Genomic DNA, 24,148 nt, shown 5'->3' with positions numbered 1-24,148 from the left:
TTTAACAAGTTAAATCTTTTTAAAACCGCGTCAATTATAACGGTTTTCTGTCCTGAATTACTGCGCGATTATACATCTGCAAGGCAAAAATACATATTTTCACACCTGACTTGATCAGGTTAGTTTAATCACCATCAATAAAATACAAATTGGGCAAAGTAAAGACAACATCCAAACAATTGAACGCAGTGTCGCCCAATTGGCTAAATAACAAATTCCATAAATAATGCGCAGCACAATATAAGCAATACCAAACATCATCACCACCACTTGTGGGATGACCATATATTCCGCCATGAGCACTGCAGCAATAAACAAAGGTAGGCTTTCAAAGCTGTTTTGTTGTACGGCGTTGGCACGTGCAGCCAAACCTGTAGTTTTAGCTAAAAATTCACGTGGATTTTGGTTATCTTCACGTTTAAAACCGCCTGCAATTTTGGCCACTACGGTAAAAACATAGGGCAATAGGCATGCAATAATAATCAGATAAACAATTCCACTTATGCTTTGCATCAATTTTTTCTCATAAACTGTATTGAGAACTTATCATAACATGGCATTTCTGGAATAAATTTTGTTAAATAGCATGTTTTAAGCAATTGTATAAAGGATCCATTATGGTCAGCCCAGATCAAAAGGAAATGCTAGATGTACTTGAAAAGCAACGCCAACATCAACTGCGAGTGGATCGTGTTTTAAAAATTGTGTTGCCGATTGTGGCATTTTTATTGACGGTAATTTGTGCCAACATGAACGTATGGTCGACCATTTTTAGCTTTGTTGTGCTTTGGGTGGCGTTTTATGCGGTGGGGATTAAGCGTTTACCGTTATGGCACTGGATTATCGTGATTGTGGTGTACTGCTTAATTGATAATATTTTAAGTTATGGCAGTTTTAATCAATCAGGTTTTAGTCGCCAATTTGGTGCGATGTTTATTTTCTTGGGTATTGTGGGTGTTGGGCGTCGCTACTTTGACCGTTGGTTGATGAAAGAATAAGGTCTGGTGATACTTCGTCTGTATTGAACAAGAAGCTATCTATTTTTATAAGCATATAAAAAACGCCCCTGAGTTTTCAGAGGCGTTTTTGTTTCAAAGCAACATGAATTACGCTGTTTTACGCAAATCTTTACGCAGGATTTTACCTACGTTCGATTTTGGTAATTCATCCATAAATTCAACATAACGTGGACGTTTATAGCCAGTTAAGTTCTCTTTAGCGAATGCCAAAACTTCTTCAGTCGTTAAAGATGGATCTTTTTTCACAACGAATAATTTAGGTACTTCACCTGATTTTTCATCTGGTACACCAATAGCAGCCACTTCCAATACTTTCGGATGCTTCGCAATCACTTCTTCAATTTCAGATGGATAAACGTTAAAGCCTGATACCAGAATCATGTCTTTTTTACGGTCTACAATTTTCACATAGCCGCGTGAATCCATAACACCAATGTCACCTGTACGGAAGAAACCATTAATCATCACTTTATCGGTTTCATCTGGACGGTTCCAATAGCCTTTCATGACTTGTGGACCACGGATTGAAATTTCACCTTGCTCACCCAGTGCAACTTCATTGCCATCATCATCCAAAATAGCCACTTCAGTTAATGGTAATGGAATACCAATGGTGCCACTAAATTCTTCAGATGCAGGTGGGTTTGCCGTTGCAACTGGTGAAGTTTCAGACAAGCCATAACCTTCAATAATGTTAGTGCCTGTGACTTTTTTCCATGCTTCAGCAGTTGAAGGCAATACGGCCATACCACCACCCATCGCCATTTTCAATCGGCTGTGATCAAGCTGTTTAAACTCTTCATTGTTCACAAGTGCATTGAATAAGGTATTCACCGCAGGGAAGAAAGTCGGTTGATATTTACGTAATTCTTTCATTACCGCAGGTAAATCACGCGGGTTTGGAATCAATACGTTTGCCTGACCCTTATACATGCCGTAAAGCGCGCACACCATAAATGCAAAAATGTGATAAAGCGGCAATGCACAGAAAATACGATCATCTGGCTGACCATCTTTCGCACCAAATTTACTTTGGAAAATACCATCACATTGCAGCATGTTTGCCACAAGGTTGCGATGCGTTAATTCTGCACCTTTAGATACACCTGTTGTACCACCTGTGTATTGCAACACAGCAGTATCACTTAAAGTTAAGTTAGGACGTTTGTAGTTGCTTGGGCTCACTTTAGATATTGCCGCATTAAATTTAATGTGACCCGGAATGTTCCATGCTGGAATCTGCTTACGCACTGAACGTAAAACAAAATTCACCAAGGTACCTTTTAATGCACCTAACATATCGCCCACAGAAGCAACAACCACATGCTTCACAGGAGTTTTACCAATAATTGCCTGATAAACGGATGCAAAGTTTTCAATAATGACTAAAACTTCAGAACCAGAATCATTTAATTGATGCTCTAACTCACGTGAAGTATAAAGTGGGTTCACGTTCACCAATACTAAACCTGCGCGGAACACCCCCAGTGCAACCACAGGATATTGAAGTACGTTCGGCATCATCACCGCAACACGCGAGCCCGGTGCCAAACCTAAACTTTGTAAATAAGTTGCAAATTTACGGCTAGCTTCTTCTAGTTCACTGAAGCTTAAAACCTTATCCATAAAGATAAAGGCATCACGTGAACCAAATTTTTGGAAATTACGTTCAAAAATGTCTACGAGTGACGTATTTTCTGCAGGCAGTTCTACAGTTTCTGGAATTCCTGTCTTTCGGTATTCAGCAAACCAAATCTTTTCCATAATGCCAATTTCTCCAATCAGTAATCCTTAGTTTTAAACTATTTTTTCCAATACAGGACGTCGTTGTTTGCTTGTTTATGTCCTGTATTGCATCCATTTTCACGAATACAAACCATATATAACGTATTTTGCTTAAAATACGCTAGTATTATCTTTGAATTAACAGTTTATTTGCTTTTTGGTAACCGCGTGGTAAGAGCTGACCTTTCGTGCCGCGCTTCGCCACATACTTCAGTAAATCGTCTCCTTTGAGTTTGAGTTGTTGTTGTCCTGCAAATATTTGAATTGCTTCATCTAAACTTAAAGGTAACATAGACACCAACTGATCTTTTTCCTCAAGTTGTATCAATTTATTACCTTTACCTTTATTCAAAACTGGCAATTCTGACAACTCAATCACCAGTAAACGCCCTGCTGAACTGAGTAGTGCAACATGACTGGCGTGTTCAATGATTTGCAAGTTCATCACTGTCGATTGTTCAGGTAAAGATAGGAATGCTTTACCTGCTTTGGCACTGGTATCTAACTGTTTGGCTTGCGTTTTGAAGCCGTAACCTTTACTGCTGGCTGCTAAAATTTCAGCTTCATCATCGGCAATCAGTAATTGTTTAAACCCAACCCCACTGGCAGGAGCAAGTTTTGAGCTTAATGGCTCACCCAAACCACGTGCCGAAGGCAGGCTATTAATTGGCAACGCATAACTGCGCCCCGTATCATCTAAAATATAAACGCGCTGATTGGATTTGCCTTGCGCATGACTGAGATATTGATCACCCGCACGGAAGTTCAGATTTTCCGCATCAACTTCATGCCCTTTGGCACAACGAATCCAGCCTGCTTCAGACAACACCACCGTTACAGGGTCGGCAGGCAGCATATCTTGTTCATTAATCGCAGTCGCTTCAGCACGCAATACAATCGGTGAACGACGATCATCACCAAACTTTTTCGCGTCTTCTTTTAACTCACTGATAATTAAATTTTTCAATGATTCAGGATTCGCCAATTGTTCACGAATAATGGCAGCACGTGCCTCTAATTCTTCTTGTTCACGGCGAATTTCCATTTCTTCAAGCTTAGCCAAATGACGTAGCTTTAATTCCAAAATGGCTTCGGCCTGAATTTCATCAATACCAAAATGTGCCATCAACTCGGCTTTGGGATGATCTTCTTCTCGAATAATCCGAATCACGGTATCAATATCTAAATAGGCAATCAGCAAACCTGCCAAAATGTGCAGTCGCTTTTCAATTTTATTGAGATGATATTGCAAACGACGTGTGACGGTATTTTTACGAATCTCAATCCATTCCAGCAAAATACGACGAATTGATTTCACCTGTGGACGACCATCTGCGCCAATCATGTTCATATTGACACGATAGCTCGATTCCAAGTCAGTCGTGGCAAATAAGTGACTCATCACTGCTTCGGCATCAATACGGTTGGAACGCAGTACAATCACCAAACGGGTTGGGTTTTGATGGTCGGATTCATCACGCACATCGCTCACCAACGGCAGTTTTTTCGCCTGCATCTGATCAGCAATTTGGGTAATGATTTTTGAACCCGAAACCTGATACGGCAATTCGGTAATTACGATTTCATTTTTTTCGATGCTGTACACCGCACGCATACGGTAACTACCACGACCTGTACTTTGCATTTTCAGCAATTCTTCAGGCGGGGTAATAATTTCAGCTTTGGTCGGTAAATCTGGTGCAGGAATATATTCTGCAACTTTTTCGTCGGTTAAATTTGGGTTACGAATCAGGGCAATTGTGCCTTTCACCACTTCACGCAAGTTATGCGGTGGAATATCGGTCGCCATTCCCACGGCAATACCTGTGGTGCCGTTAAGCAAAATATTCGGTACACGCGCAGGCAAATTGACAGGTTCTTTTAATGAGCCATCAAAGTTATCTTGCCAATCACAAGTACCTTGCCCCAATTCCGCCAAAAGTACTTCACTATATTGCGATAGTTTGGCTTCGGTATAACGCATGGCGGCAAAGGATTTAGGATCATCGGGTGACCCCCAGTTGCCCTGCCCTTCAATAAATGGGTAACGATAACTGAACGGCTGCGCCATCAACACCATAGCTTCATAACAAGCATAATCACCATGCGGATGGTATTTACCCAATACATCCCCCACGGTACGTGCCGATTTTTTCGGTTTGCCACTGTGTTTGAGTCCAAGCTCACTCATGGCGTACACAATACGGCGCTGTACAGGTTTTAAACCATCACTGATATGGGGTAATGCACGATCCATAATCACGTACATGGCATAGTTAAGGTATGCACGTTCGGTAAATTCTGCTACAGAACGGTTTTCTGTTGCATGATGCGCAAGGCTGGTCATAAAACCTGTCGTCCTAAATCATTTGTTTTTGTATCAATCGGCTTATGCTATGCCGCAGCAGCATCCTGCACAAGAGTTAGTAGGGATGCTCTGCGACAATTTGTGTCTTATGCCGTAAAAATATTCATTTTATAAAAGCATTGCAAAATATACGATGGCTTGCAGTCATTTTACAAACCTATCGACTCTAAAGTTCTGCCTTTGGTTTCTTCACCCAACACCACAATCACCAAAGCAACGGCCAATAAAACCGCGGTAAACATCATAAAGACATAACTAAAGCCATTTTGCATGACCATCATGTGCGTGACCACCATTGGGGCGACAATACCGCCCATGCGTCCAATGGCCGAGGCCCAACCTGAGCCAAAAGCACGAATATTGGTTGGGTATTGTTCTGGGGTATAGGTGTATAGCACCCCCCACGCGCCCAAGTTGAAGAACGACATCAAACAGCCCCAGAACATGATCATCGCCACGCTATCCGCCTGACCAAAGAAGTACGCCGATAAGGCACACATGCCAATAAAACCTGCCAGTGTGGCTTTGCGTCCTAATTTTTCGACCAGCCAGGCGGCTGCAATATAACCAGGTAATTGTGCCAAAATCATGCCTAGCACATATTCAAATGACTGTACGATGCTGTAGCCTTGCTGCACCAACAGACTAGGCAACCAAGTGAAAATGCCATAATAGGAATAAACAATACCAAACCAAATCAGCCACAGCATTAAACTACGACGCGCAAATGGCCCCGACCACAATTGGGTAAAAGAAATATGCTGTTTGGCGGAAACAGGCTGAACTTCAATGTGTTCAATGACCTCAACTCCACATTGACGCTCAAACTTTTGTACCAGTGCATGTGCTTCGGCAATTCGACCACGATTGATCAGATAAGGGATAGATTCAGGGACTTTTTTCCAAATGACTAAGGCATATAAAGCAGGTAAACCACCGATTAAAAATGCTGTGTGCCAATCAAATTTTGGAATCACAAAATAAGAAACTAATGCTGCACACAACCACCCCAAGCCCCAAAAACTTTCCAGCAATACAATAAAACGCCCACGCACATGCGCAGGAATGTACTCGCTGACCAAAGTGACCGCTACTGGAAGTTGCCCGCCCAAACCTAAACCAACAATAAAGCGAAAGACCAGTAACCAAGTTAAATTCGGTGCAAAGGCACAGGCCGCAGTAGCTAGACTGTAAATCACCAGCGTGGTAGCAAATACGGTTTTACGTCCAATTTTATCGGCCAGACCGCCCGAAAAGACTGCGCCAATGGCCATTCCGACAAAGCCAATTGACACCACCATGCCTTTTTCTGAAGGAGTCATGCTCCAGTCTTCTGCCATCTTTGCCAAAATAAAAGAGATGAGTCCTGTATCCATGGCATCAAACATCCAGCCCAGACCAATCACCACCAGTAGGCTATAGTGGAATTTTCCAATGGGTAGACGTTGCACACGCGAAACTAAATCCATAACACACTCTTTAAGTTGGCTAAAAGGATATGGGCGATGCCAAACACAGCTGCTGTTATATTTTTATACTATGAATTGACAGGATGTGGATAGCATTAAAAAAACCGATCTGGTGATCGGTTCACTTATGTTCAATACTGTTCTTAAAACCTATTAGGTTTCATCTTTAGAAGATGCCGAGTGCTCATCATCGTCCTGATAAATAAATTTAGGCATTTCTAAGCCAAAATAAATCGCAATCAAACGCAAGGTAAAACCAAAAATCAGCGTAGCAATCACGGTTAATTCGAGTGATAAACCGATTTTGATACACAACCAATAGCAAATCACGGACACAAAAGAAATACTGGCATATAGCTCACGGCGGAACACCAAAGGCACATCGTTACATAAAATATCTCGTAGAATCCCGCCTGACACACCTGTTAAGACGCCTGCAACGGCAGACACCACAAAGCCATGCCCCATTTCCAAAGCAATTTGACAACCAATGATGGTGAAGCCAATTAAGCCTAAAGCATCGAGCACCAAGAAAATGGAACGTAAATGACGCATCCATTTTGCAATTAAAATGGTGATAAAAGCCGCAATACAGGTCAGCACCAAATATTCAGGATGTTTGACCCAAGTCAGTGGATAATGCCCCAACAATACATCTCGCACCGAACCACCGCCCAATGCGGTGACACAGGCAATTAAGGTGACACCAAACCAGTCCATGCTGCGACGCCCTGCAGACAATGCGCCTGTCATCGCTTCTGCGGTAATCGCGATTAAGTAAATGACCAACAACAACATGGACTTGCCCTTCTTTCACTAGGTCAAAAGATGTGCGTTATCATAAGCGAAAAACCAAGATAAAGTTATAAAAATTGCGCACAACATTGCTTAAATTTTTTACCCGAACCGCAAATACACGGCTGTTTCATAGTCGGCTGTTGCCCTGTAGTCGGATCTAGAAAATACCAACGGGCCTGATGTTGTACAAAATGGGAAATTTCATGGTGAATTTGCGTCTGCTTGCCATCATGGTAATGGGCTTTAAACTCAACTTGGGCGTGGTTTTTATCTAACTTTTCATTGCTATTCAGCACTTCGAGCTTTAACCATTGATTCGACTTGCTCCAATCTGCAATTGCACCAACATCCAGACTTGCCTGTTGTCCTAGCGCAGTGGTTTGCACAATATAATCAATTTGTTGCAAGGCAAAAGCACTATAGCGCGAACGCATGAGTTGGCTCGCAGTTTCTGCATGTGCCTGCCCCACATGTAAAGGTTGGCAGCAGTGTTGATAATTGCCCTGCCCACATGGGCATGCCAAGTGATTCATAGAAAATTCCATAAATTCAAATTGATAATAAAAAAACAGCCTGACAATGCAGGCTATTTTAGCGGAAGCACGAGACTGAAATACAGTCTAGCATTCAGTTTATGATGCGCTTGAAGATTCCTGTTGAATCAAATGCACTTTTTCAATTTTATGTCCATCCATGGTCACAATTTCAAAAATATACCCATCCGAAAGTAGCTTCTCACCGTTTTCAGGCAAACGTCCCAAATGGAATAAAATATAGCCAGATAAAGTTGAATATTGCTCGCTTTCATCCACCAAATCACGACCCAATAATAAAGATACGTGGCGAATGTCGATAGAGCCATCTAGCAATAATGTGCCATCTTCCAAACTTTCAGCACTGGCTTCGAGTGCATCTTCATCTGGAAATTCGCCCGCAATTGCTTCCAAAATATCAATAGGTGTGGCAACGCCTTCAATCGAGCCGTATTCGTTCAGCACAATTGCCATTTGCAGCGGTGCTTGACGCAATTGCTCCATCACCATCAAAACTTGGGCATTTTCATGCACAATCACAGGTTCACGCAAATGTGTTTCAAAATCCAGCACCCCTGTTTCAATGTATTGATTCATAACTTTATGGGTCAGGACAATACCCGAAATATTATCCAGTTCACCGCGCGCCACAATCACCCGTGAATGGGTCATGCTTAATAACTGGCTACGAATTGAGGCTTCATCTTCGTCTAAATCAATCCATTCGAGTTCAGGGCGTGGCGTCATGACCGACTTTACAGGACGTTCAGATAAACCCAATACCCCTTGCACCATCACACTGTGATAGACCCCATTTTCTTCGTCAAAGACTTCATCGGCAAAGGCGCGGGTAGCCAAAACATCTTCATTCACATGGCTGCTTTCAGTGGTGTTTTGGCTTTTGCCACCTAACATCCGCATCACAGCCGAGGCAGTACGGTAGCGTAAATCGGTGGTGGTCACGGTTTTTTCCTGATTTCTGCGGATAGTTTGGTTCAAGAATTCAATCATCACTGAGAAACCGATGGCGGCATATAAATAGCCTTTTGGAATGTGATAGCCAAAGCCTTCCACCACCAATGAGAAACCAATCATCATCAGGAAGCACAGGCATAAAATCACCACGGTAGGATGTTTATTGACAAAGTCCATGAGCGCTTTGGAAGCCCACAGCATAATGCCAATTGCGATGATCACCGCAATCATCATGACCGATAAATGCTGCACCATGCCCACAGCGGTAATCACGCTATCGAGTGAGAACACTGCATCTAGCACCACAATCTGCACAATCACCATCCAGAAAGTCGCATGTACAGGATTTTCTTCTTTTAGTGCAGGTTTGCCTTCAATGCGTTCGCGCAGTTCCATCGTGCCTTTAAACAATAGGAATACACCACCAAACAGTAAAATCAGGTCGCGTCCAGAGAAAGGATGTTCAAAAATATGGAACAGTGGTTGGGTCAGGGTGACCACCCATGCGATAGATGCGAGTAATATCAGGCGCATGCCTAAGGCAAGAATCAAGCCCACGACCCGTGCAGTATTGCGTTGTTCTGGCGGTAGTTTTTCTGCCAAAATGGCAATAAACACCAAGTTATCAATACCCAGTACAATTTCAAGCACAATCAGGGTCAATAACCCAACCCACGCAGCGGGGTCAGACATCCATTCAAAGATCATCTGTTCTTCTCCTGAATATCTGAAGCGGAATACGCCAAAAACATATCCTGTATTAAAACCAACTTGGCTGGCCCTTGGAGGCTTAACATTACATTAAAAAATATTCGTTCGGTGCGACAACTGCCACTGTCCATGACGATTCTATAGTTGTAAGACAAGCCTTGAGTATAGGAAAGTTTGCGCTCAGATTCATCCCCTTTTTTAGACATCGTCCACACCCATGCAGCACTTTCACAAATCTTTGCAAATTGAACACTGCATATTGACGGGTTTGTCATATTTGGGCACTAAGCTAGAGCCGACAAAAAGAACATGCTATGGTGAAGAAAATAAATGAATAGCGTATCAAGAATGATTCAATCAACTTCTATTAATCATCCCTCTCCCCTTACCACCCAACCTTTGGTTGCTCTGTATTGTGGTTCGCGTGCTGGCAATAACCCAATTTATCAGGAAAAAGCAGTACAACTGGCAAGAAAACTGGCCGAACAAGGCTTTGGCATGGTTTACGGTGGTGCGAGTATTGGTTTAATGGGTTTGGTTGCCGATACCATGGTGCAACACGGTGGGCAAGCTGTAGGAGTGATACCTGAATTTATGCTCGATTATGAAATTGCCCACAGTAATTTAACTGAATTACACGTAGTCAAAAGTATGCATGAACGTAAAGCGATGATGGCAGAACGTGCTAGCGCCTTTGTCGCTTTACCAGGTGGTTTGGGCACGTTTGAAGAGATTTTGGAGATAGCCACTTGGGGTCAATTAAATCAGCACCAAAAACCCATGATTTTATATAATGTAAATGGCTTTTATGATGCGCTGATTCAGCAGTTAGACCATGCAGTGCACGAAGGTTTTTTACCACCGCAACACCGCGCTAAACTAATTGTGTGTAACCACTCCCATAAAATTATTAATGCTTTAAAGAATTTGGATGCTCCACCTCATTTTGTGGGTTAAACTTTTTTTTGATGCATCAAATAGCAGAGAAAGCGAGTCGGTGACTCGCTTTTTTTATTTACTGTTCATTGGTTTTACAGCATAAAAAGAGAGCACCGAAGTGCTCTCTTTAATGGGTCATACGTTTTTAACTTTCATACATTTCCAGTACTTGAAATACTGTTAGTTAAGCTTGATTTGGTACACAGCAGTAGTTCCGCTGACTTCATTACCCACAACCAAAAGTGGCTTGCCGTTAGGCGAGTCTTTGGCTGCAATAAAGATTAAACCTTCAGGGCCGAGATTTGAATTTTCAACAGTCACTACATTACCTTTTGCATCGAACGATGTACGGGTTTCACCAAACTTACGATCATTAAAATACTCAACAAATGATGCTTGTGTCGGCTGGGTAATGTCATACACCATAATGCCACCCATACGCTCCAACCCAATAAAGGCATAGGTTTTTTGACCAATTTTACCTAAAGCGATGCCTTCCGGCTCAGGACCTTTATTGTCACTACGATCATCTGCACTTAATTTTTCATGATTGGTATTAAAGTATTCTGGAAATAATTCAGCAGCTTTACGTTCAAAGTCATTTTTTGAGTCCCAAACAATTTTCTTGGTTTTAGGATCTACAATACTGAACGAGCGACCACCATAAGCATATAATTTGTCATAAGTCATTAAACCATTGCTGTCTAGCACAGGCTCACCATTTGCATCTTTCTTGTAACCTTGTGTCCAAGTAATCGTCAAACGACCCAATTGTGAATCTTTAATTAAATTATCTGCGCAGACTTCATTGGGATCTGTAGTGGTACATGCTTTAAATATGCTTGAATCAAGTTTTGCACCTTTAACCCCTGACTTTAATAGACGTAAATGCGCAGCATAATCGCCATTGCTACGGAAGCCTTTATTATTAAATAAGTGTTTAACACGAATTTCTTCTGCATAACCTTGAGTTAAATCATCTGTACCAAAATATAAGTCTTCATCAACCAACCATTCACGCGCATCGCCTTCATTGGCAGTGACCAAATAGCTTTGTCCATTGGCTTGATATTGCGCAATTGCATCTGGCATATACATGCCGTATAAACCAGGCCAAGCTTGAATATTAATCAATCCCTCATCTTTAGCGCAGGCTGTAATCGTTTTACCGTTATAATCTTGTTTACCCACAACACAATCACGATCACCAGCATCTAAAGCATTTGCAGCTAAGCCAAAGTCTTTATAACCCAACGGGAAAATATCGACCACTTGGTCTTGGGTCAAATCAATCACAGCAATGGCATTGTTTTCTTGTAGACTTGCCCAAGCAGTTTTACCATCGTCACTCACCGCAATATATTCAGGCTCCAAATCTTGTGCGACAGTCGCATTTGGCCCAAAAATACGCACGCCCGCATCAAGCAATTCCTGCTTACGTATATTCCATGCCTGAAAATCTGCAGTTTTTACAGTAGGCTTGTTAATATCAGTCAGATTAATAATACTGATCGAACCTTCTGGATCAATCGCATAGCCTTCATTTGGCTCACCTTCATTGGCAACCAAAACTTTTTTACCATCTGGGGTAAAAGTCAACATATCAGGCAATGCACCGACTTCAACTTTGCTGATAAAGCTCAGGTCTTTGGCTTTAAAAAATGCCACGATGCCTTTATCAGTTTTAGGTGTTGCCTGAACAGCTAAAGCGACAATACCTTGATGTACCGCAACACTATTGACTTCAGAATTCGCTAAATGAGTCTTGGCATCCAAGCTGTTCAGCTTAACAGGTGCACTTGGGTTGCTTAAATCCAGTACATCGACCACGCCATTTTTCGCATTGACTACAAATAAACGTTTGCTTTCAGCATCATAAGCAGGAATTTCCGCAGCACTCGCACCAAAAACTTGTGCATCGTATTCCCCTAAACGCTCCAAACTAATTGTAGTTGGTGTTGCTTCTACCACTTCTTCTTTTACAGGAATAGGATCATTATCATCATTACATCCCACCATCCCCACAGACAATAAAGCCAACATTAATGCAGAAATTTGCGTTTTCATAAATTACTCATCATTTTTCTAAATGCACCCAACTTACAAACTCAAAGTGAATAATCGGTGACAAATAAATGACAATTTCATGGCATTTTCTTGAATTTTAGAACACTTTTCATGTTTTTTCAGATGCAGTCCGTTAGATTGCAAAATGGTTTAAACTAGACCAAATGTCCATTTTGCCGAGTTATGAACCAAACACCGACCCATCAAGCCCTGCATCCTGAATACCGCCTTTTGGTATTTCTGGTTTCAATTGGCTTTTTTATGCAGGCGCTCGACACCACCATTGTGAATACAGCAATCCCTGCAATGGCACATAGCCTGCAGGAAGACCCGCTGCGGATGCACAGTGTGGTAGTGGCGTATGTGCTCTCGGTGGCAGCGTGTATTCCATTAAGTGGATGGCTGGCAGATCGTTTTGGAGTTCGCAACATCTATTTTGCAGCGATTATTATTTTTACCCTTGCCTCTTTGGGTTGTGCCGCTGCAGCGAGTCTGAATGAATTACTATTTTATCGGGTGATTCAAGGCATCGGTGGTGCATTGCTCTTGCCTGTCGGGCGCTTGGCGATGCTCAAAATTATTCCACGCACCCAGTTTTTATCTGCCATGAGCCTGATGAGTCTGGCAGGGTTGATTGGCCCCTTAATTGGCCCAACGCTGGGCGGTTGGTTGGTCGAAGTCGCCACGTGGCACTGGATTTTCCTCATCAATATTCCGATGGGCATCTTGGGCTGTTGGATTTGTATCAAAGCCATGCCGAATGTGACTGAAACTGAGGTTAAAAACTTTGATTTTCTCGGGTTTATCCTATTAGTTGTGGCGATGGCGGGCTTATCTTTAGGCATCGAAAATTTTGCCAATCCACACCATAATCTGCTTTGGAGTTTAGCGTTAATCCTGGCTGGCGGTATTGCAGCAGCATGCTATGCTCGCCATGCTCACACCCATCAAAATGCCTTATTCCGCAGCGATTTATTTAAAAATCGCTTATATGCCATTGGTATTTTAGGTAACTTTTTTGCCCGTTTCGGGGGCAATGCCATGCCTTTTATCATGCCGATCATGCTGCAAGTGGCTTTTGGTTTTGAACCGTTTATCACGGGCTTGATGATGATCCCGACTGTGCTTGGTTCTTTGGTATCTAAACCGATCATTCGACCTTTAATTCAACGTTTTGGCTATCGGCAGTTTTTGCTGACCAATACTTTATTGGTCGGTGCCTGTATTGCCAGTTTTGCGCTCACCACTGCCGAAACCGCAGTTTGGTTACGTACCTTACATTTCTTTATATTTGGGGTACTCAATTCATTGCAATTTGTAGCTATGAATACCTTTACGCTCAAAGATTTACCTCAACAAGAAGCCAGCAGCGGCAATAGTTTTTTATCCATGATTATGATGCTGTCGATGAGTATTGGCGTGGCATTAGCAGGTACTTTGGTGAATATGTTTAGTGCCTATTACGGTGCAGAACAGTTAGTGAGTGCCTTTCATGCCACTTTAATTTGTTTGGGTGTATTAAATATTTTGGCATTTTTAGTATTTTGGAATATTCCTAAACACACGGCTGTTTAAAACGCCATTACCGAAAGCGCATAGTGCTACACCGCACTGCGCGTTATGATATGACATTGCCCCGCGAAGCTTTTCCAACATGCGCAAACCACCAAATCGAGCTATAAACTCAGCTTTTACACCGCACTATCGTATGATGATTGCGGTACTCGGCAGTACTATTTTGGCGGTTTTATTGTATTTGGGTGTGTTGCGCCAACAACCTGCGGCAGCCGAAGAATATCCGATTCAAGGCTTTGATGTGTCACATCATCAAGGCAATATTCAGTGGCAAAAAATTTCCCCACAAAAATATCCCTTTGTCTATTTAAAAGCCACCGAAGGAGGCGATTTTAAAGACCGTAAATTTCAGGATAACTGGCTCAAAGCCCGTGAACATGGTTTTTTGGTCGGCGCCTATCATTTTTATCGCTTATGCCGTGATGGCACAATCCAAGCAGAAAACTTTATTGCAACTGTTCCCAAAAAAACCGACAGTTTGCCCCCCGTGATTGACTTGGAGTATGACAGCAACTGCATTAATACCTATAGCAAAGAACAGTTACTGCGCGAAATTCAAATCATGCATGATGCGCTATATCAACATTATGAAAAACAACCGATTTTTTATGTATCTAAAGCCTTTTACAATATGGTATTGACTGAAAGTTTCAAGCAAACACCACTTTGGGTCAGAGAATATCAGGGTAAACCACAATTGGCAGGTCAGCCAAAATGGCTGTTTTGGCAACATACCAATAGGGGTCAAATACACGGTATTCACACCCCAGTCGACCTGAATGTTTTTTATGGAAACGCCAAACAATGGCAGCGTTTTTTAACAGACAACGCGATTCAACCCGCTAGACTTGAACCGAACCAAAAAAATAACAAGCTAGCCGTATCACAATAAAAAAATACCGTCATGAAATTGCTTAAAGGACTGCTCTCGCGCTCTGCATTTTTCAGGATTCACGCTGCTTTACCTATTACAACCTGCGGGTAAACTGGAGCAATTTTCAGCATGGGAATATCCAACAAAAACTATAAGTTCTAATTTAAAGGTACATTATTTTGACGTATCCACCCTATTATTTGATGATGCGAAACTAGAATCTAATTGATGGATTTTTAGTCGCCTCTCTATTTAGACGAAACTGCAGGGACGTTGCGTCCTCATGTTATGACTCCAATCCATTGGGATAAATTTTTCAGCCTTTAGCGCGCCCTAAAGAGTTTTTGCCTCGCATTGCCGACCATAGACCACACAGTTTAGTGCAATTGATCGACTGTGCAGAACAACAATCAACACAAGCGATTCTAGTGAATAGCAACACGCCTTAACCGTTTGCTCCGATGCTACAACCCGCTTCCTAAACGTGCGATACTGTTGAAATCTAAACGCTTCATCTAGTTTGTGCCATGCGAAAAATCATTCATATTGATATGGATGCCTTTTATGCCTCTGTTGAGCTGCGCAGTCGTCCTGAATTACAACATTTACCTGTGGTGATTGCTTCGCATCATCCTCGGGCTGTGATTGCCGCGGCATCTTATCCTGCGCGTGAGTTTGGTTTACGTTCTGCCATGTCGATGGCACAGGCCCACAAACGCTGCCCGCAGGTGATAGTACTCGAACCTAATTTTGCGCTCTATCGTGAAGTTTCTTCACAAATTCATCAGATTTTTCAGCGTTATACACCATTGATTGAGCCCTTGTCTTTAGATGAAGCCTATTTAGATGTCACCGAAAATTTACAAGGTATTTCAAGCGCAACAGAAGTCGCTATGCGAATTCGAGAAGAGATTTTTCAAAGTACAGGTTTAACAGCTTCGGCAGGTGTCGCACCGAATAAGTTTTTAGCCAAAATTGCTTCGGACTGGCATAAACCCAATGGCATTTGCGTAATTAAACCCAGTCAAGTGCAGCAATTTATTCAAGACTTAGCCTTACAAAAAATTCCAGGCGTAGGCAAAGTCACACAGGAAAAATTAAAAAGTCTGAACTTAAATACCTTGGGCGATTTGCAACACATCGAAGAAAACTTGTTGATTCATCATTTTGGTAAATATGGCAAACGCCTGTTTTTATTTGCCCAAGGCATTGATGAACGTCCTGTGCAGGCAGAGCGTGAACGACAGCAAATTTCTAAAGAAATCACCTTCGATGATGATTTAAACTTAGTTGAATGTGCAAATTACTGGGCTAGCTTGATTGATCAGGTTTGGCACAGCTTACTGAAAAAACAATATGTTGCACGTGGCGTGTCAGCCAAATTAAAACTCAAAAATTTTCAGGTCTTACAACATAGCAAAAGTTTTAAACAGCCCCTTGAAAGTAAAAATGATCTTGAAAACGTCCTGCAGCATTTGCTCCACGAAATGCATATTCCCGCACAGGATCAATTTCGTTTAATTGGGGTTGGTCTGTATCAACTCAGCCCTGCCGATGAGCAAGTGCAACTATCTTTACTTTAAATATCAAGGATATTAAAGCAGTAAACTTGCTGCCCTACATAAAACATCCCAAGCCTATGCTTAACAATCGGTAATAAAGCTAATTTTTTGTATAAATTTCAGCCAAAAGAATAAAAGTTAGACTATTTATCCTTCACAGTTGTGCTTTTTAGAGTAATCTATACGCGCGATATATTTATCCGTATATACGCTGAGATGTCAAAAATCACCATTACTTTTGGCATACTTGTCCTGTGATTGGCGTGACGATCAAATCCGAAGATTACAGGACAACTCTGCGCTTGGCACTTCGCTGCTTTGACACCGCATCTCTCTTTTCCTCGTATTTTCCATTCGATTACTTTTTATTTTTTAGCAGACTACTGCCTGCATATTTTCCACGTGCTTGCCTGCCTCTATAATACCTCACGCTTTTTATACCTAATCGCTTGGCGCGAGGATTACACCCAATGGCTGTTCAACGTCTACATATTCAAAAACGTTATTCTGAAATTGCAATTTCGGGAAATTTAGTCCATTTGGCAGGGCAACTGGCAGAAGACACACAACAAGATATTGTGGGGCAAACCCAACAAACACTTGCCCTGATTGATCGTTTACTGGCAGATGCGGGTACAGATAAAAGTCACATCATGTCGGTGATGATTTTTCTAAAAAACATTGAGCGCGATTATGCCGCAATGAATCAAGTTTGGGATGCTTGGGTAGCAGATATACAAGCTTTACCGCGTACCTGCGTAGAAGCCAAGTTATATCATCCTGATGTTTTGGTTGAAATGACTGTGGTTGCAGTCAAACCTGAATACCAACCCAACGTAAAACAGATGTAATTGGATCAGAAACATAGCCAAAAAAATCAGCATGTGATGGCAACATGCTGATTGATATTGTCTATCTTGCGATTTTAGCGGCAAGCGTTTAGCCCAATACCTTCACTTTATGGCGTACAGAATGCGCTATAAAATCATACTTTTTTAACGCAGTATCCAAATCATCTAAATCTGTAAACGATGACTGCCCAAATGCTTCGCGCAATTCGTGATATTCAGGCACCTCTTCATAACGCAGGACTTTATAGCCCGCTAAACGCAACAATTCATCTTGGTATTGTGCATTGCGGCTACGTTTCAACATCAACAGATCATCTAAGGTCACAATTGCAACGACCTGATGATTGGCATCCAACACCACAAAATCGGCAATCATATTGCGGTATTTGTGGCGAGTGCGTGAAAATTTCGTGGTCAGCAAGGCATCAAAAGACACATGCGCCAAGATGGTATGTTGAGGTAAAATTTCCTGCAAACGTGTAAACGTCAGCTGTTCATTTAAGCTAAAAATTGCACGTTGCTTTAGCGCACTGTCTTGAGGTTTTTCTCTATTTTCCAAGCCCTTAACCGCCATCAAGAGAAAGGAAATCAGTATCAAAACCCCAATCAAAATATAAATTGTCATTATTCAATCCTTAAAATCATTTTTATAGTTGTTTCGGCTTCATGCCAATTTTTTCATCAAATCAGTATATAACACGCTTTTTTATTTAAGCATTCAATTTATGAAACTACATGCAACACTCACAAAACCATCATAGAAACAGACGTTTTGTTTCACAAGCTAGCCTTTTGTCTAAGCGCTGTAGCATATAGCAGCGTGCTTTTTATCTTTGTATGTCTGTACTGTATAACATGCTTAAAAAACTATGCAATGCTTAAGCATTTCGATTGTCGAACAATTCCGATGAAATGAAAATACCTATAAAAAAGGACGCAGCAGCGCCCTTTGGTCAGTTCCGAATTAACTTAAGCTCTAGATTTTAGCTTAGATTTTTTCTGTGAAAATGGACGTTTTTCGCCTGTTTCACGAGGTGGCAAACCCGTGTGCTGAGTCAAAATCTGCCCTTTTTTCGGACGATTGCTGTTCTGACCACGGTTGCCAGTTTGACCTGTACGTTTTTGCGAATCACCCGCTACTGTTGAGTTTTTCTTACGTGCAGATTGATATTGCCCTTCTGTGCCTTGCGGTTGATAGGTCGGAATCAAATGCTGTTTAGAATTACCAATCAGATCGGCACGCCCCATTTCTTTTAAAGCTTCGCGTAGCAACGGCCAGTTATTCGGATCATGGTAACGCAAGAAAGCCTTATGCAAACGACGACGCTTTTCGCCTTTTACAATATCTACGTTTTCTGTATAACGCGCCACTTTAGCCAGTGGGTTTTTACCGGTGTAGTACATGGTTGAAGCCGTCGCCATTGGTGATGGATAGAAAGTTTGCACCTGATCGGCACGGAAACCATTCTTTTTCAGCCATAAGGCCAAATTCATCATGTCGTAGTCGGTGGTACCCGGATGCGCAGCAATAAAGTACGGAATCAAATATTGCTCTTTACCTGCTTCCTTACTGAAACGATCAAACATCTGTTTAAAGCGATCATAAGTTCCGATGCCCGGTTTCATCATCTTAGATAATGGACCTTTTTCGGTATGTTCAGGCGCAATTTTCAAATAACCGCCCACGTGATGCGTCACCAACTCACGAACATATTCAGGGTTCAACACCGCCAAGTCATAACGCAAGCCTGAACCAATCAGAATTTTCTTAATGCCTTTCAACTCACGCGCTTTGCGATACAACTGAGTTAATGGCGCATGGTCGGTATGTAAATTTTGGCATACGCCTGGGAATACACAGGATGGTTTACGGCAATTCTTTTCAATTTCTGGGTCTTTACAGTGCAAACGATACATATTGGCCGTTGGACCGCCCAAGTCTGAAATAATGCCTGTGAACCCAGGGGCAGTATCACGAATTTTTTCGACTTCACGCAAAATCGATTCTTCAGAACGGTTTTGAATAATCCGTCCCTCATGTTCGGTAATTGAACAGAATGTACAACCACCAAAACAACCACGCATGATATTGACCGAAAACTTGATCATGTCAAAGGCTGGGAAACGTGCATTACCATAAGCTGGATGCGGCAAACGTGCATACGGTAAATCGAACACATAGTCCATTTCTTCAGTGGTCAATGGAATAGGTGGTGCATTCAACCACACATCACGTTCACCATGCTTTTGTACCAACGCTCGGGCATTACCTGGGTTGGTTTCTAAATGCAGAATACGGTTAGCATGCGCATACAGCACAGGATCATTCACCACCTCCTCAAAAGATGGTAAACGAATCACTGCCAATTCACGTGGTGGCAATTTGTGTTTAATTGCTTTAGAAGCAGGCTGTAATTGAACAATCTGTGTATCTGCATCTAGCTGATCGCCTTCACGAACAATTGGATTGCTGACCAGATCTTTCTGGAAATTTTGATATTGCGCAAGATTGTTACCCTTATCTTTTTCAATCTCACAACCGTCTAAATCTTCGGTCATCACATAAGGGTTAATGATTGGATCGACGCGGCCTACGCTGTCTACATCATTAGATGCAATTTCAACAAATTGAGCTTTAGACGCACGGTTATGTTTATTGATAATAAATGCTGTACCACGTACATCTGTAATTTCGTGGATTTTTTCACCTTTAGCCAAACGGTGCATCACTTCAATAATCGAACGCTCACCATTGCCGTACATCAATAAGTCGGCTTTAGAATCCATTAAAATTGAGCGACGAACTTTATCCGACCAATAGTCATAATGTGCAATACGACGCAACGAGCCTTCAATCCCGCCCAGTAAAACAGGCACATCTGGAAAGGCTTCACGACAACGCTGACAGTACACCGTAGCCGCACGGTCAGGACGTTTATTCGGCTGATTGTCTGGTGAATAAGCATCATCAGAACGGATTTTACGGTCTGCGGTATAGCGGTTGATCATCGAGTCCATATTGCCTGCGGTGACACCCCAAGCAATGGTCGGCTTCCCTAAAACCCGAAAAGATTCCACATTGGTCCAGTCTGGTTGGGCAATAATCCCAACACGAAAGCCCTGCGCCTCAAGCACACGACCAATCACGCCCGATACAAAAGAGGGATGATCAATATAAGCATCACCACAAACTAAAATAAAATCACAGGCATCCCAACCCAGCTGATCCATTTCTTCGCGTGACATCGGCAAAAATGGCGCAGGCTCAAAACATGACGCCCAATATTTGTCATAATCAAACAACGCTTTGGGTGCGGTCTGAGCAGTATAAGCAGTAGACATGGCTGGCAATTCTCGGCTGGGAAATGGAAGATCAGAAGTCGATCAAAGATGAAAGCCGACTATTTTAGCATGAATTCCATTCATCTTGCTTGATTAAAAAACACACAAAATCAGCAAACTATTTTTATATCCTAAGTTTGTATCTAAATAAGAAAAGCATAAACGGCTACGCCGAAAGCAATAATCCTGAATGCTTATCGCAGCGCTGTTGGTTTAAGCTTTAAACGCCACGCACCATAAAGCGCCACACCCAAGACTGCAGTCATCACCCATGTCAGACCAGACCATCCCCATTGTTCCCAAATCAATCCGCTACCACTGCCGAGCAAACTCGAACCCATGTAGTAGCTAAATAAATATAATGATGATCCCACTGCACGATACTGCAGGGCTTGAATCGACACCCAACTACTGGCAGTAGAATGTGCAGCAAAAAAGGCAAAGGTAAATAACACTAAGGCAGCCAATACAACAGCTAAATGTGCAATCGACATCAACCACAATGCAATCAACATGAGGACAATCACCATAGGCAACACACGTTCACGCCCCATACGATTGCCCCAGCTTGCTGCACGCGGCGAACTATAAATACCCGCCAAATAGGCAATTGAAATCACCCCAATCCAAACTTGGGAAAGCTCAAATGGTTTAGCTAGTAAATAATAGCTGATGTAATTGAAAATACTAACGAAACAACCCATCAGCAAAAAGCCCTGTAAAAAAAGGATTCTTAATTTACGGTCTGCTAAATTGGCAACAAAAGCGTCTCTAAACCGCGAGAAGCGAATCGGATACGCTGTAAAGTTTTTCGATGAGGGCAGTAACATATAAAAGGTGATTGCAATCAGTAAATTCAAACCACCAATAATTAAGGTTGCCGCTTGCCAAGAAATAAAATCGACCAAGACCCCAGCAATTAGACGTCCACCCATGCCGCCAATGGCCGTACCCGAAATATACAACCCCATGGCAAAACCAATGTCTTGCTGTCGAATTTCTTCACCAATATAAGTCATAGCTACTGCAGCAACACCGCTCACAGCAATGCCAATAAAAATTCGTGTGGTTAAAAAGAATGACCAGATTGGAAGTAAAGCACTCAGAATTACTAAAATGGCAGCTAAAAATAAAGCCAAAACCATAATGGGTTTACGCCCAAAACGATCTGAAATAAAACCTGTGAAAAGCAAACCGATTGCCAAAGCTACAGTAGAAAATGACAATGGAAAACTACTTTGGGTCGGCGTAACCATAAAAAAATCGGCCAAAATTGGCATCATCGGTTGCACACAGTACAAAGTCGAAAAAGAAGCGAAACCCGCTAGAAACAACGAAAAAAGAATGGCTTTAAATGGCTTGGTACCATACTGAACATGAGATGCTACAGCTAAATCAGACATATTTACTCCAATCACGCGATCAGTATACGCCTGTTTATGCACAAAAATAAGCTCGGTATTTTATCGTTTGCTCAAAATCAGCGTCAGTATCATTCATCACTTTGTCAGTTTTTGCTTACATGCACTGAAGCAAAATGAGGCTAGGCAGTATTTTGAGCTTACGGTATTCTTTAAAGCATAAGGAGACAGGATGTTTCCCAAACTAAAAACAACAATAATAAGTTTGAGCACCAGGATCTTGAGGTACGACAGGAGTTATACCTAAACACGAAATACAAAGAACCCCTGTCAGGATGACGGGGGTTCTTTTTATCTGTATCTTGAATATATAACTTTATCTATCATCGCTTTCTATTTACACACCCCATAATCAAAAAGTCCCCAAACAAGGTTGAGGACTTTTGAACTTAGCACATTACAAGTTTAAGCTTTGGCAGCAACTGCTTTGCCTGCTTTAATTTGCTCAGCTTCATCTTCACTCATAATCAAGGCAACCGCAATTGCAGTGATCAACACTGGCAAACCTACTGCCATAAAGTTGAAGTGTGCAGGTAAATTCATACCCAATAAGCCGCCAATTAAAATTGGACCCACAATCGCACCCATACGACCAATGGCAGATGACCAGCCAATACCTGTTGAGCGTACCGCAAGTGGGTAATATTGTGCCACATAGCTATACAACAACATTTGTGAACCAATAGATGCTGCACCCGCCAAGAATACTAAGATGTAAAGTAAGAATTGATTAGATTGGAAGCCCATGAGGCTCATCACCAATGCACCCATGATTCCCAAGAACATCAATACAGGTTTTAAGTGGAAACGGTCTGCTAAAATACCACCACCCACGATACCAACGACTGCACCTACGTTCATCACCATCATGAACATTAAGCTGTTGTCCATAGAATAGCCTGCCGCCATCATCAGTTTTGGCAACCAGCTGCTGAGTGCATACATGGTTAATAGACAAGTAAAGAACGCTAACCAGAACAATAAAGTATTCACTGCACGACCGCGTTTGAACAAGCTCACCACGTTAGCAGCTTCAGGCACACCAACCTGATACAATTCAAAAGTGGTGTCTTGGGTAATTTTTAAATCTGGTGCTAAACGCGCTACGATTGGACGGGCTTGATCTTGCTTATTTTCTTTGACAATAAAGGTTAAAGATTCTGGCAAGAATTTCCAAATCACAGGCAATAAAAACAATGGGATACCTGCAATAAAGAACATGATTTCCCAGCCAAAACTTGGGGTAAACCATGAGCCAAGTAAGGCTGCCATTACACCACCTACAGCATAACCACTAAACATAGTAGTCACTAAGGTGCTACGCATGGTTTTAGGTGCATATTCAGAAGTTAAGGCCACAAGGTTTGGCATTACACCACCAATGCCTAAACCCGCCAAGAAACGTAAAATCGCAAACTCAGTTGGATTAGAGGCGAAGCCACCTGCAAAGGTTAAACCACTAAACAGAACGATACAGATCATGATGACTTTCTTACGACCAATTTTATCGGCTAAAGAACCAAAAATCATCGCGCCAAACATCATACCTGCCAATGCAGTACTCGCGAGCATCCCCGCCTGAACAGCACTCAAGCCCCACTCATCCATCAATAAGGGTAAAACGACCCCATTAATTGCCAAGTCATAGCCATCAAATAAAATGATCAATAGACACCATGCCACGACATTGAAATGAAATGGTTTGAATTTTGCGTGATCAATGACATCATTCACGTTAATTGCTTGATGTGTCATTCCTCACCTCCTGTGAGTTTGTGTTTCAGTAAGCTTAAATAGCAATTTTTACAGTGAAGACTTTCATTTTTATCAGTCATCCATGCCCACTTTTGCTATTTAAG

General features: G+C 42.0%; 18 protein-coding genes. 6 read left to right on the top strand and 12 right to left on the bottom strand.

Annotation, left to right across the window (positions count from 1 at the left end):
* Window positions 1-114 precede the first annotated feature (114 nt).
* A complete protein-coding gene (locus K1T76_RS00800; protein WP_230243823.1) occupies window positions 115-513 on the bottom strand; it encodes an MAPEG family protein in 399 nt (132 codons plus the stop codon).
* Window positions 514-617: 104 nt separating this feature from the next.
* Between K1T76_RS00800 and K1T76_RS00795 the strand changes: the two genes are divergently transcribed.
* A complete protein-coding gene (locus K1T76_RS00795; RefSeq protein ID WP_104852905.1) occupies window positions 618-998 on the top strand; it encodes a hypothetical protein in 381 nt (126 codons plus the stop codon).
* A gap of 108 nt (window positions 999-1,106) precedes the next feature.
* Here the strand turns inward: K1T76_RS00795 and K1T76_RS00790 are convergent, their stop codons facing one another.
* From K1T76_RS00790 to K1T76_RS00765, 6 genes are all read right to left on the bottom strand, one after another.
* Window positions 1,107-2,783: an AMP-binding protein gene (locus K1T76_RS00790; RefSeq protein ID WP_230243821.1), complete on the bottom strand. Its 1,677-nt coding sequence runs from the start codon at window positions 2,781-2,783 to the stop codon at window positions 1,107-1,109.
* A 148-nt stretch (window positions 2,784-2,931) separates the two neighbouring features.
* Window positions 2,932-5,151, bottom strand: a complete 2,220-nt coding sequence (gene parC / locus K1T76_RS00785) for a DNA topoisomerase IV subunit A (protein ID WP_230243819.1) — start codon at window positions 5,149-5,151, stop codon at window positions 2,932-2,934.
* Window positions 5,152-5,321: 170 nt separating this feature from the next.
* A complete protein-coding gene (niaP, locus tag K1T76_RS00780; protein WP_230243818.1) occupies window positions 5,322-6,641 on the bottom strand; it encodes a niacin transporter NiaP in 1,320 nt (439 codons plus the stop codon).
* Between the two features lie 153 nt (window positions 6,642-6,794).
* Window positions 6,795-7,439 (bottom strand): trimeric intracellular cation channel family protein, encoded by a 645-nt coding sequence (locus K1T76_RS00775; RefSeq protein ID WP_161419638.1) that lies wholly within the window; start codon window positions 7,437-7,439, stop codon window positions 6,795-6,797.
* A 65-nt stretch (window positions 7,440-7,504) separates the two neighbouring features.
* Complete coding sequence (locus tag K1T76_RS00770; protein WP_230243816.1) at window positions 7,505-7,972, bottom strand: YchJ family protein; 468 nt, start codon at window positions 7,970-7,972, stop codon at window positions 7,505-7,507.
* Window positions 7,973-8,071: 99 nt separating this feature from the next.
* Entirely contained in the window at window positions 8,072-9,655 is a 1,584-nt protein-coding gene (locus K1T76_RS00765) for a TerC family protein (RefSeq protein ID WP_070154766.1), read from the bottom strand.
* 333 nt (window positions 9,656-9,988) lie between these two features.
* Here K1T76_RS00765 and K1T76_RS00760 point away from each other — a divergent pair, with 333 nt between their 5' ends.
* Window positions 9,989-10,615, top strand: a complete 627-nt coding sequence (locus K1T76_RS00760) for a TIGR00730 family Rossman fold protein (RefSeq protein WP_026438242.1) — start codon at window positions 9,989-9,991, stop codon at window positions 10,613-10,615.
* Window positions 10,616-10,777: 162 nt separating this feature from the next.
* Here K1T76_RS00760 and K1T76_RS00755 read toward each other — a convergent pair whose 3' ends face one another.
* Window positions 10,778-12,664, bottom strand: a complete 1,887-nt coding sequence (locus tag K1T76_RS00755) for a choice-of-anchor I family protein (protein WP_070154768.1) — start codon at window positions 12,662-12,664, stop codon at window positions 10,778-10,780.
* Window positions 12,665-12,847: 183 nt separating this feature from the next.
* Here K1T76_RS00755 and mdtD point away from each other — a divergent pair, with 183 nt between their 5' ends.
* The 4 genes from mdtD (at window position 12,848) to K1T76_RS00735 (ending at window position 17,526) form a co-directional block, all read left to right on the top strand.
* Window positions 12,848-14,239, top strand: a complete 1,392-nt coding sequence (mdtD, locus tag K1T76_RS00750; protein ID WP_070154770.1) for a multidrug transporter subunit MdtD — start codon at window positions 12,848-12,850, stop codon at window positions 14,237-14,239.
* 133 nt (window positions 14,240-14,372) lie between these two features.
* A complete protein-coding gene (locus K1T76_RS00745; protein ID WP_084792814.1) occupies window positions 14,373-15,131 on the top strand; it encodes a glycoside hydrolase family 25 protein in 759 nt (252 codons plus the stop codon).
* Window positions 15,132-15,640: 509 nt separating this feature from the next.
* The gene (dinB, locus tag K1T76_RS00740; protein WP_230243815.1) at window positions 15,641-16,696 is read left to right on the top strand and encodes a DNA polymerase IV; all 1,056 of its coding nucleotides are present in this window, start codon (window positions 15,641-15,643) and stop codon (window positions 16,694-16,696) included.
* A 449-nt stretch (window positions 16,697-17,145) separates the two neighbouring features.
* Window positions 17,146-17,526 carry a RidA family protein gene (locus K1T76_RS00735; protein WP_230243807.1) on the top strand — a complete coding sequence of 127 codons (381 nt, stop codon included), beginning with the start codon at window positions 17,146-17,148 and terminating at the stop codon, window positions 17,524-17,526.
* 88 nt (window positions 17,527-17,614) lie between these two features.
* Here the strand turns inward: K1T76_RS00735 and K1T76_RS00730 are convergent, their stop codons facing one another.
* From K1T76_RS00730 to K1T76_RS00715, 4 genes are all read right to left on the bottom strand, one after another.
* A complete protein-coding gene (locus K1T76_RS00730) occupies window positions 17,615-18,151 on the bottom strand; it encodes a DUF2726 domain-containing protein (protein ID WP_230243805.1) in 537 nt (178 codons plus the stop codon).
* A gap of 344 nt (window positions 18,152-18,495) precedes the next feature.
* Entirely contained in the window at window positions 18,496-20,868 is a 2,373-nt protein-coding gene (locus K1T76_RS00725; protein ID WP_230243803.1) for a YgiQ family radical SAM protein, read from the bottom strand.
* Between the two features lie 194 nt (window positions 20,869-21,062).
* A complete protein-coding gene (locus K1T76_RS00720; protein WP_070154782.1) occupies window positions 21,063-22,271 on the bottom strand; it encodes an MFS transporter in 1,209 nt (402 codons plus the stop codon).
* A 423-nt stretch (window positions 22,272-22,694) separates the two neighbouring features.
* Entirely contained in the window at window positions 22,695-24,044 is a 1,350-nt protein-coding gene (locus K1T76_RS00715; RefSeq protein ID WP_070154784.1) for an MFS transporter, read from the bottom strand.
* Window positions 24,045-24,148: the final 104 nt, after the last annotated feature.

Source organism: Acinetobacter sp. PW68 (genome assembly GCF_020982655.1).
GTDB classification, from domain to species: Bacteria; Pseudomonadota; Gammaproteobacteria; order Pseudomonadales; family Moraxellaceae; genus Acinetobacter; species Acinetobacter towneri_A.
The sequence above is the reverse complement of the archived record's forward strand: the minus strand, read 5'-3'. Positions and strand labels throughout refer to the sequence as shown.

Coding starts and splice junctions, on each gene's coding strand:
- K1T76_RS00800 (WP_230243823.1), bottom strand. CDS start 513: ATGCAAAGCATAAGTGGAATTGTTTATCTGATTATTATTGCATGCCTA.
- K1T76_RS00795 (WP_104852905.1), top strand. CDS start 618: ATGGTCAGCCCAGATCAAAAGGAAATGCTAGATGTACTTGAAAAGCAA.
- K1T76_RS00790 (WP_230243821.1), bottom strand. CDS start 2,783: ATGGAAAAGATTTGGTTTGCTGAATACCGAAAGACAGGAATTCCAGAA.
- parC (WP_230243819.1), bottom strand. CDS start 5,151: ATGACCAGCCTTGCGCATCATGCAACAGAAAACCGTTCTGTAGCAGAA.
- niaP (WP_230243818.1), bottom strand. CDS start 6,641: ATGGATTTAGTTTCGCGTGTGCAACGTCTACCCATTGGAAAATTCCAC.
- K1T76_RS00775 (WP_161419638.1), bottom strand. CDS start 7,439: ATGTTGTTGTTGGTCATTTACTTAATCGCGATTACCGCAGAAGCGATG.
- K1T76_RS00770 (WP_230243816.1), bottom strand. CDS start 7,972: ATGAATCACTTGGCATGCCCATGTGGGCAGGGCAATTATCAACACTGC.
- K1T76_RS00765 (WP_070154766.1), bottom strand. CDS start 9,655: ATGATCTTTGAATGGATGTCTGACCCCGCTGCGTGGGTTGGGTTATTG.
- K1T76_RS00760 (WP_026438242.1), top strand. CDS start 9,989: ATGAATAGCGTATCAAGAATGATTCAATCAACTTCTATTAATCATCCC.
- K1T76_RS00755 (WP_070154768.1), bottom strand. CDS start 12,664: ATGAAAACGCAAATTTCTGCATTAATGTTGGCTTTATTGTCTGTGGGG.
- mdtD (WP_070154770.1), top strand. CDS start 12,848: ATGAACCAAACACCGACCCATCAAGCCCTGCATCCTGAATACCGCCTT.
- K1T76_RS00745 (WP_084792814.1), top strand. CDS start 14,373: ATGATGATTGCGGTACTCGGCAGTACTATTTTGGCGGTTTTATTGTAT.
- dinB (WP_230243815.1), top strand. CDS start 15,641: ATGCGAAAAATCATTCATATTGATATGGATGCCTTTTATGCCTCTGTT.
- K1T76_RS00735 (WP_230243807.1), top strand. CDS start 17,146: ATGGCTGTTCAACGTCTACATATTCAAAAACGTTATTCTGAAATTGCA.
- K1T76_RS00730 (WP_230243805.1), bottom strand. CDS start 18,151: ATGACAATTTATATTTTGATTGGGGTTTTGATACTGATTTCCTTTCTC.
- K1T76_RS00725 (WP_230243803.1), bottom strand. CDS start 20,868: ATGTCTACTGCTTATACTGCTCAGACCGCACCCAAAGCGTTGTTTGAT.
- K1T76_RS00720 (WP_070154782.1), bottom strand. CDS start 22,271: ATGTCTGATTTAGCTGTAGCATCTCATGTTCAGTATGGTACCAAGCCA.
- K1T76_RS00715 (WP_070154784.1), bottom strand. CDS start 24,044: ATGACACATCAAGCAATTAACGTGAATGATGTCATTGATCACGCAAAA.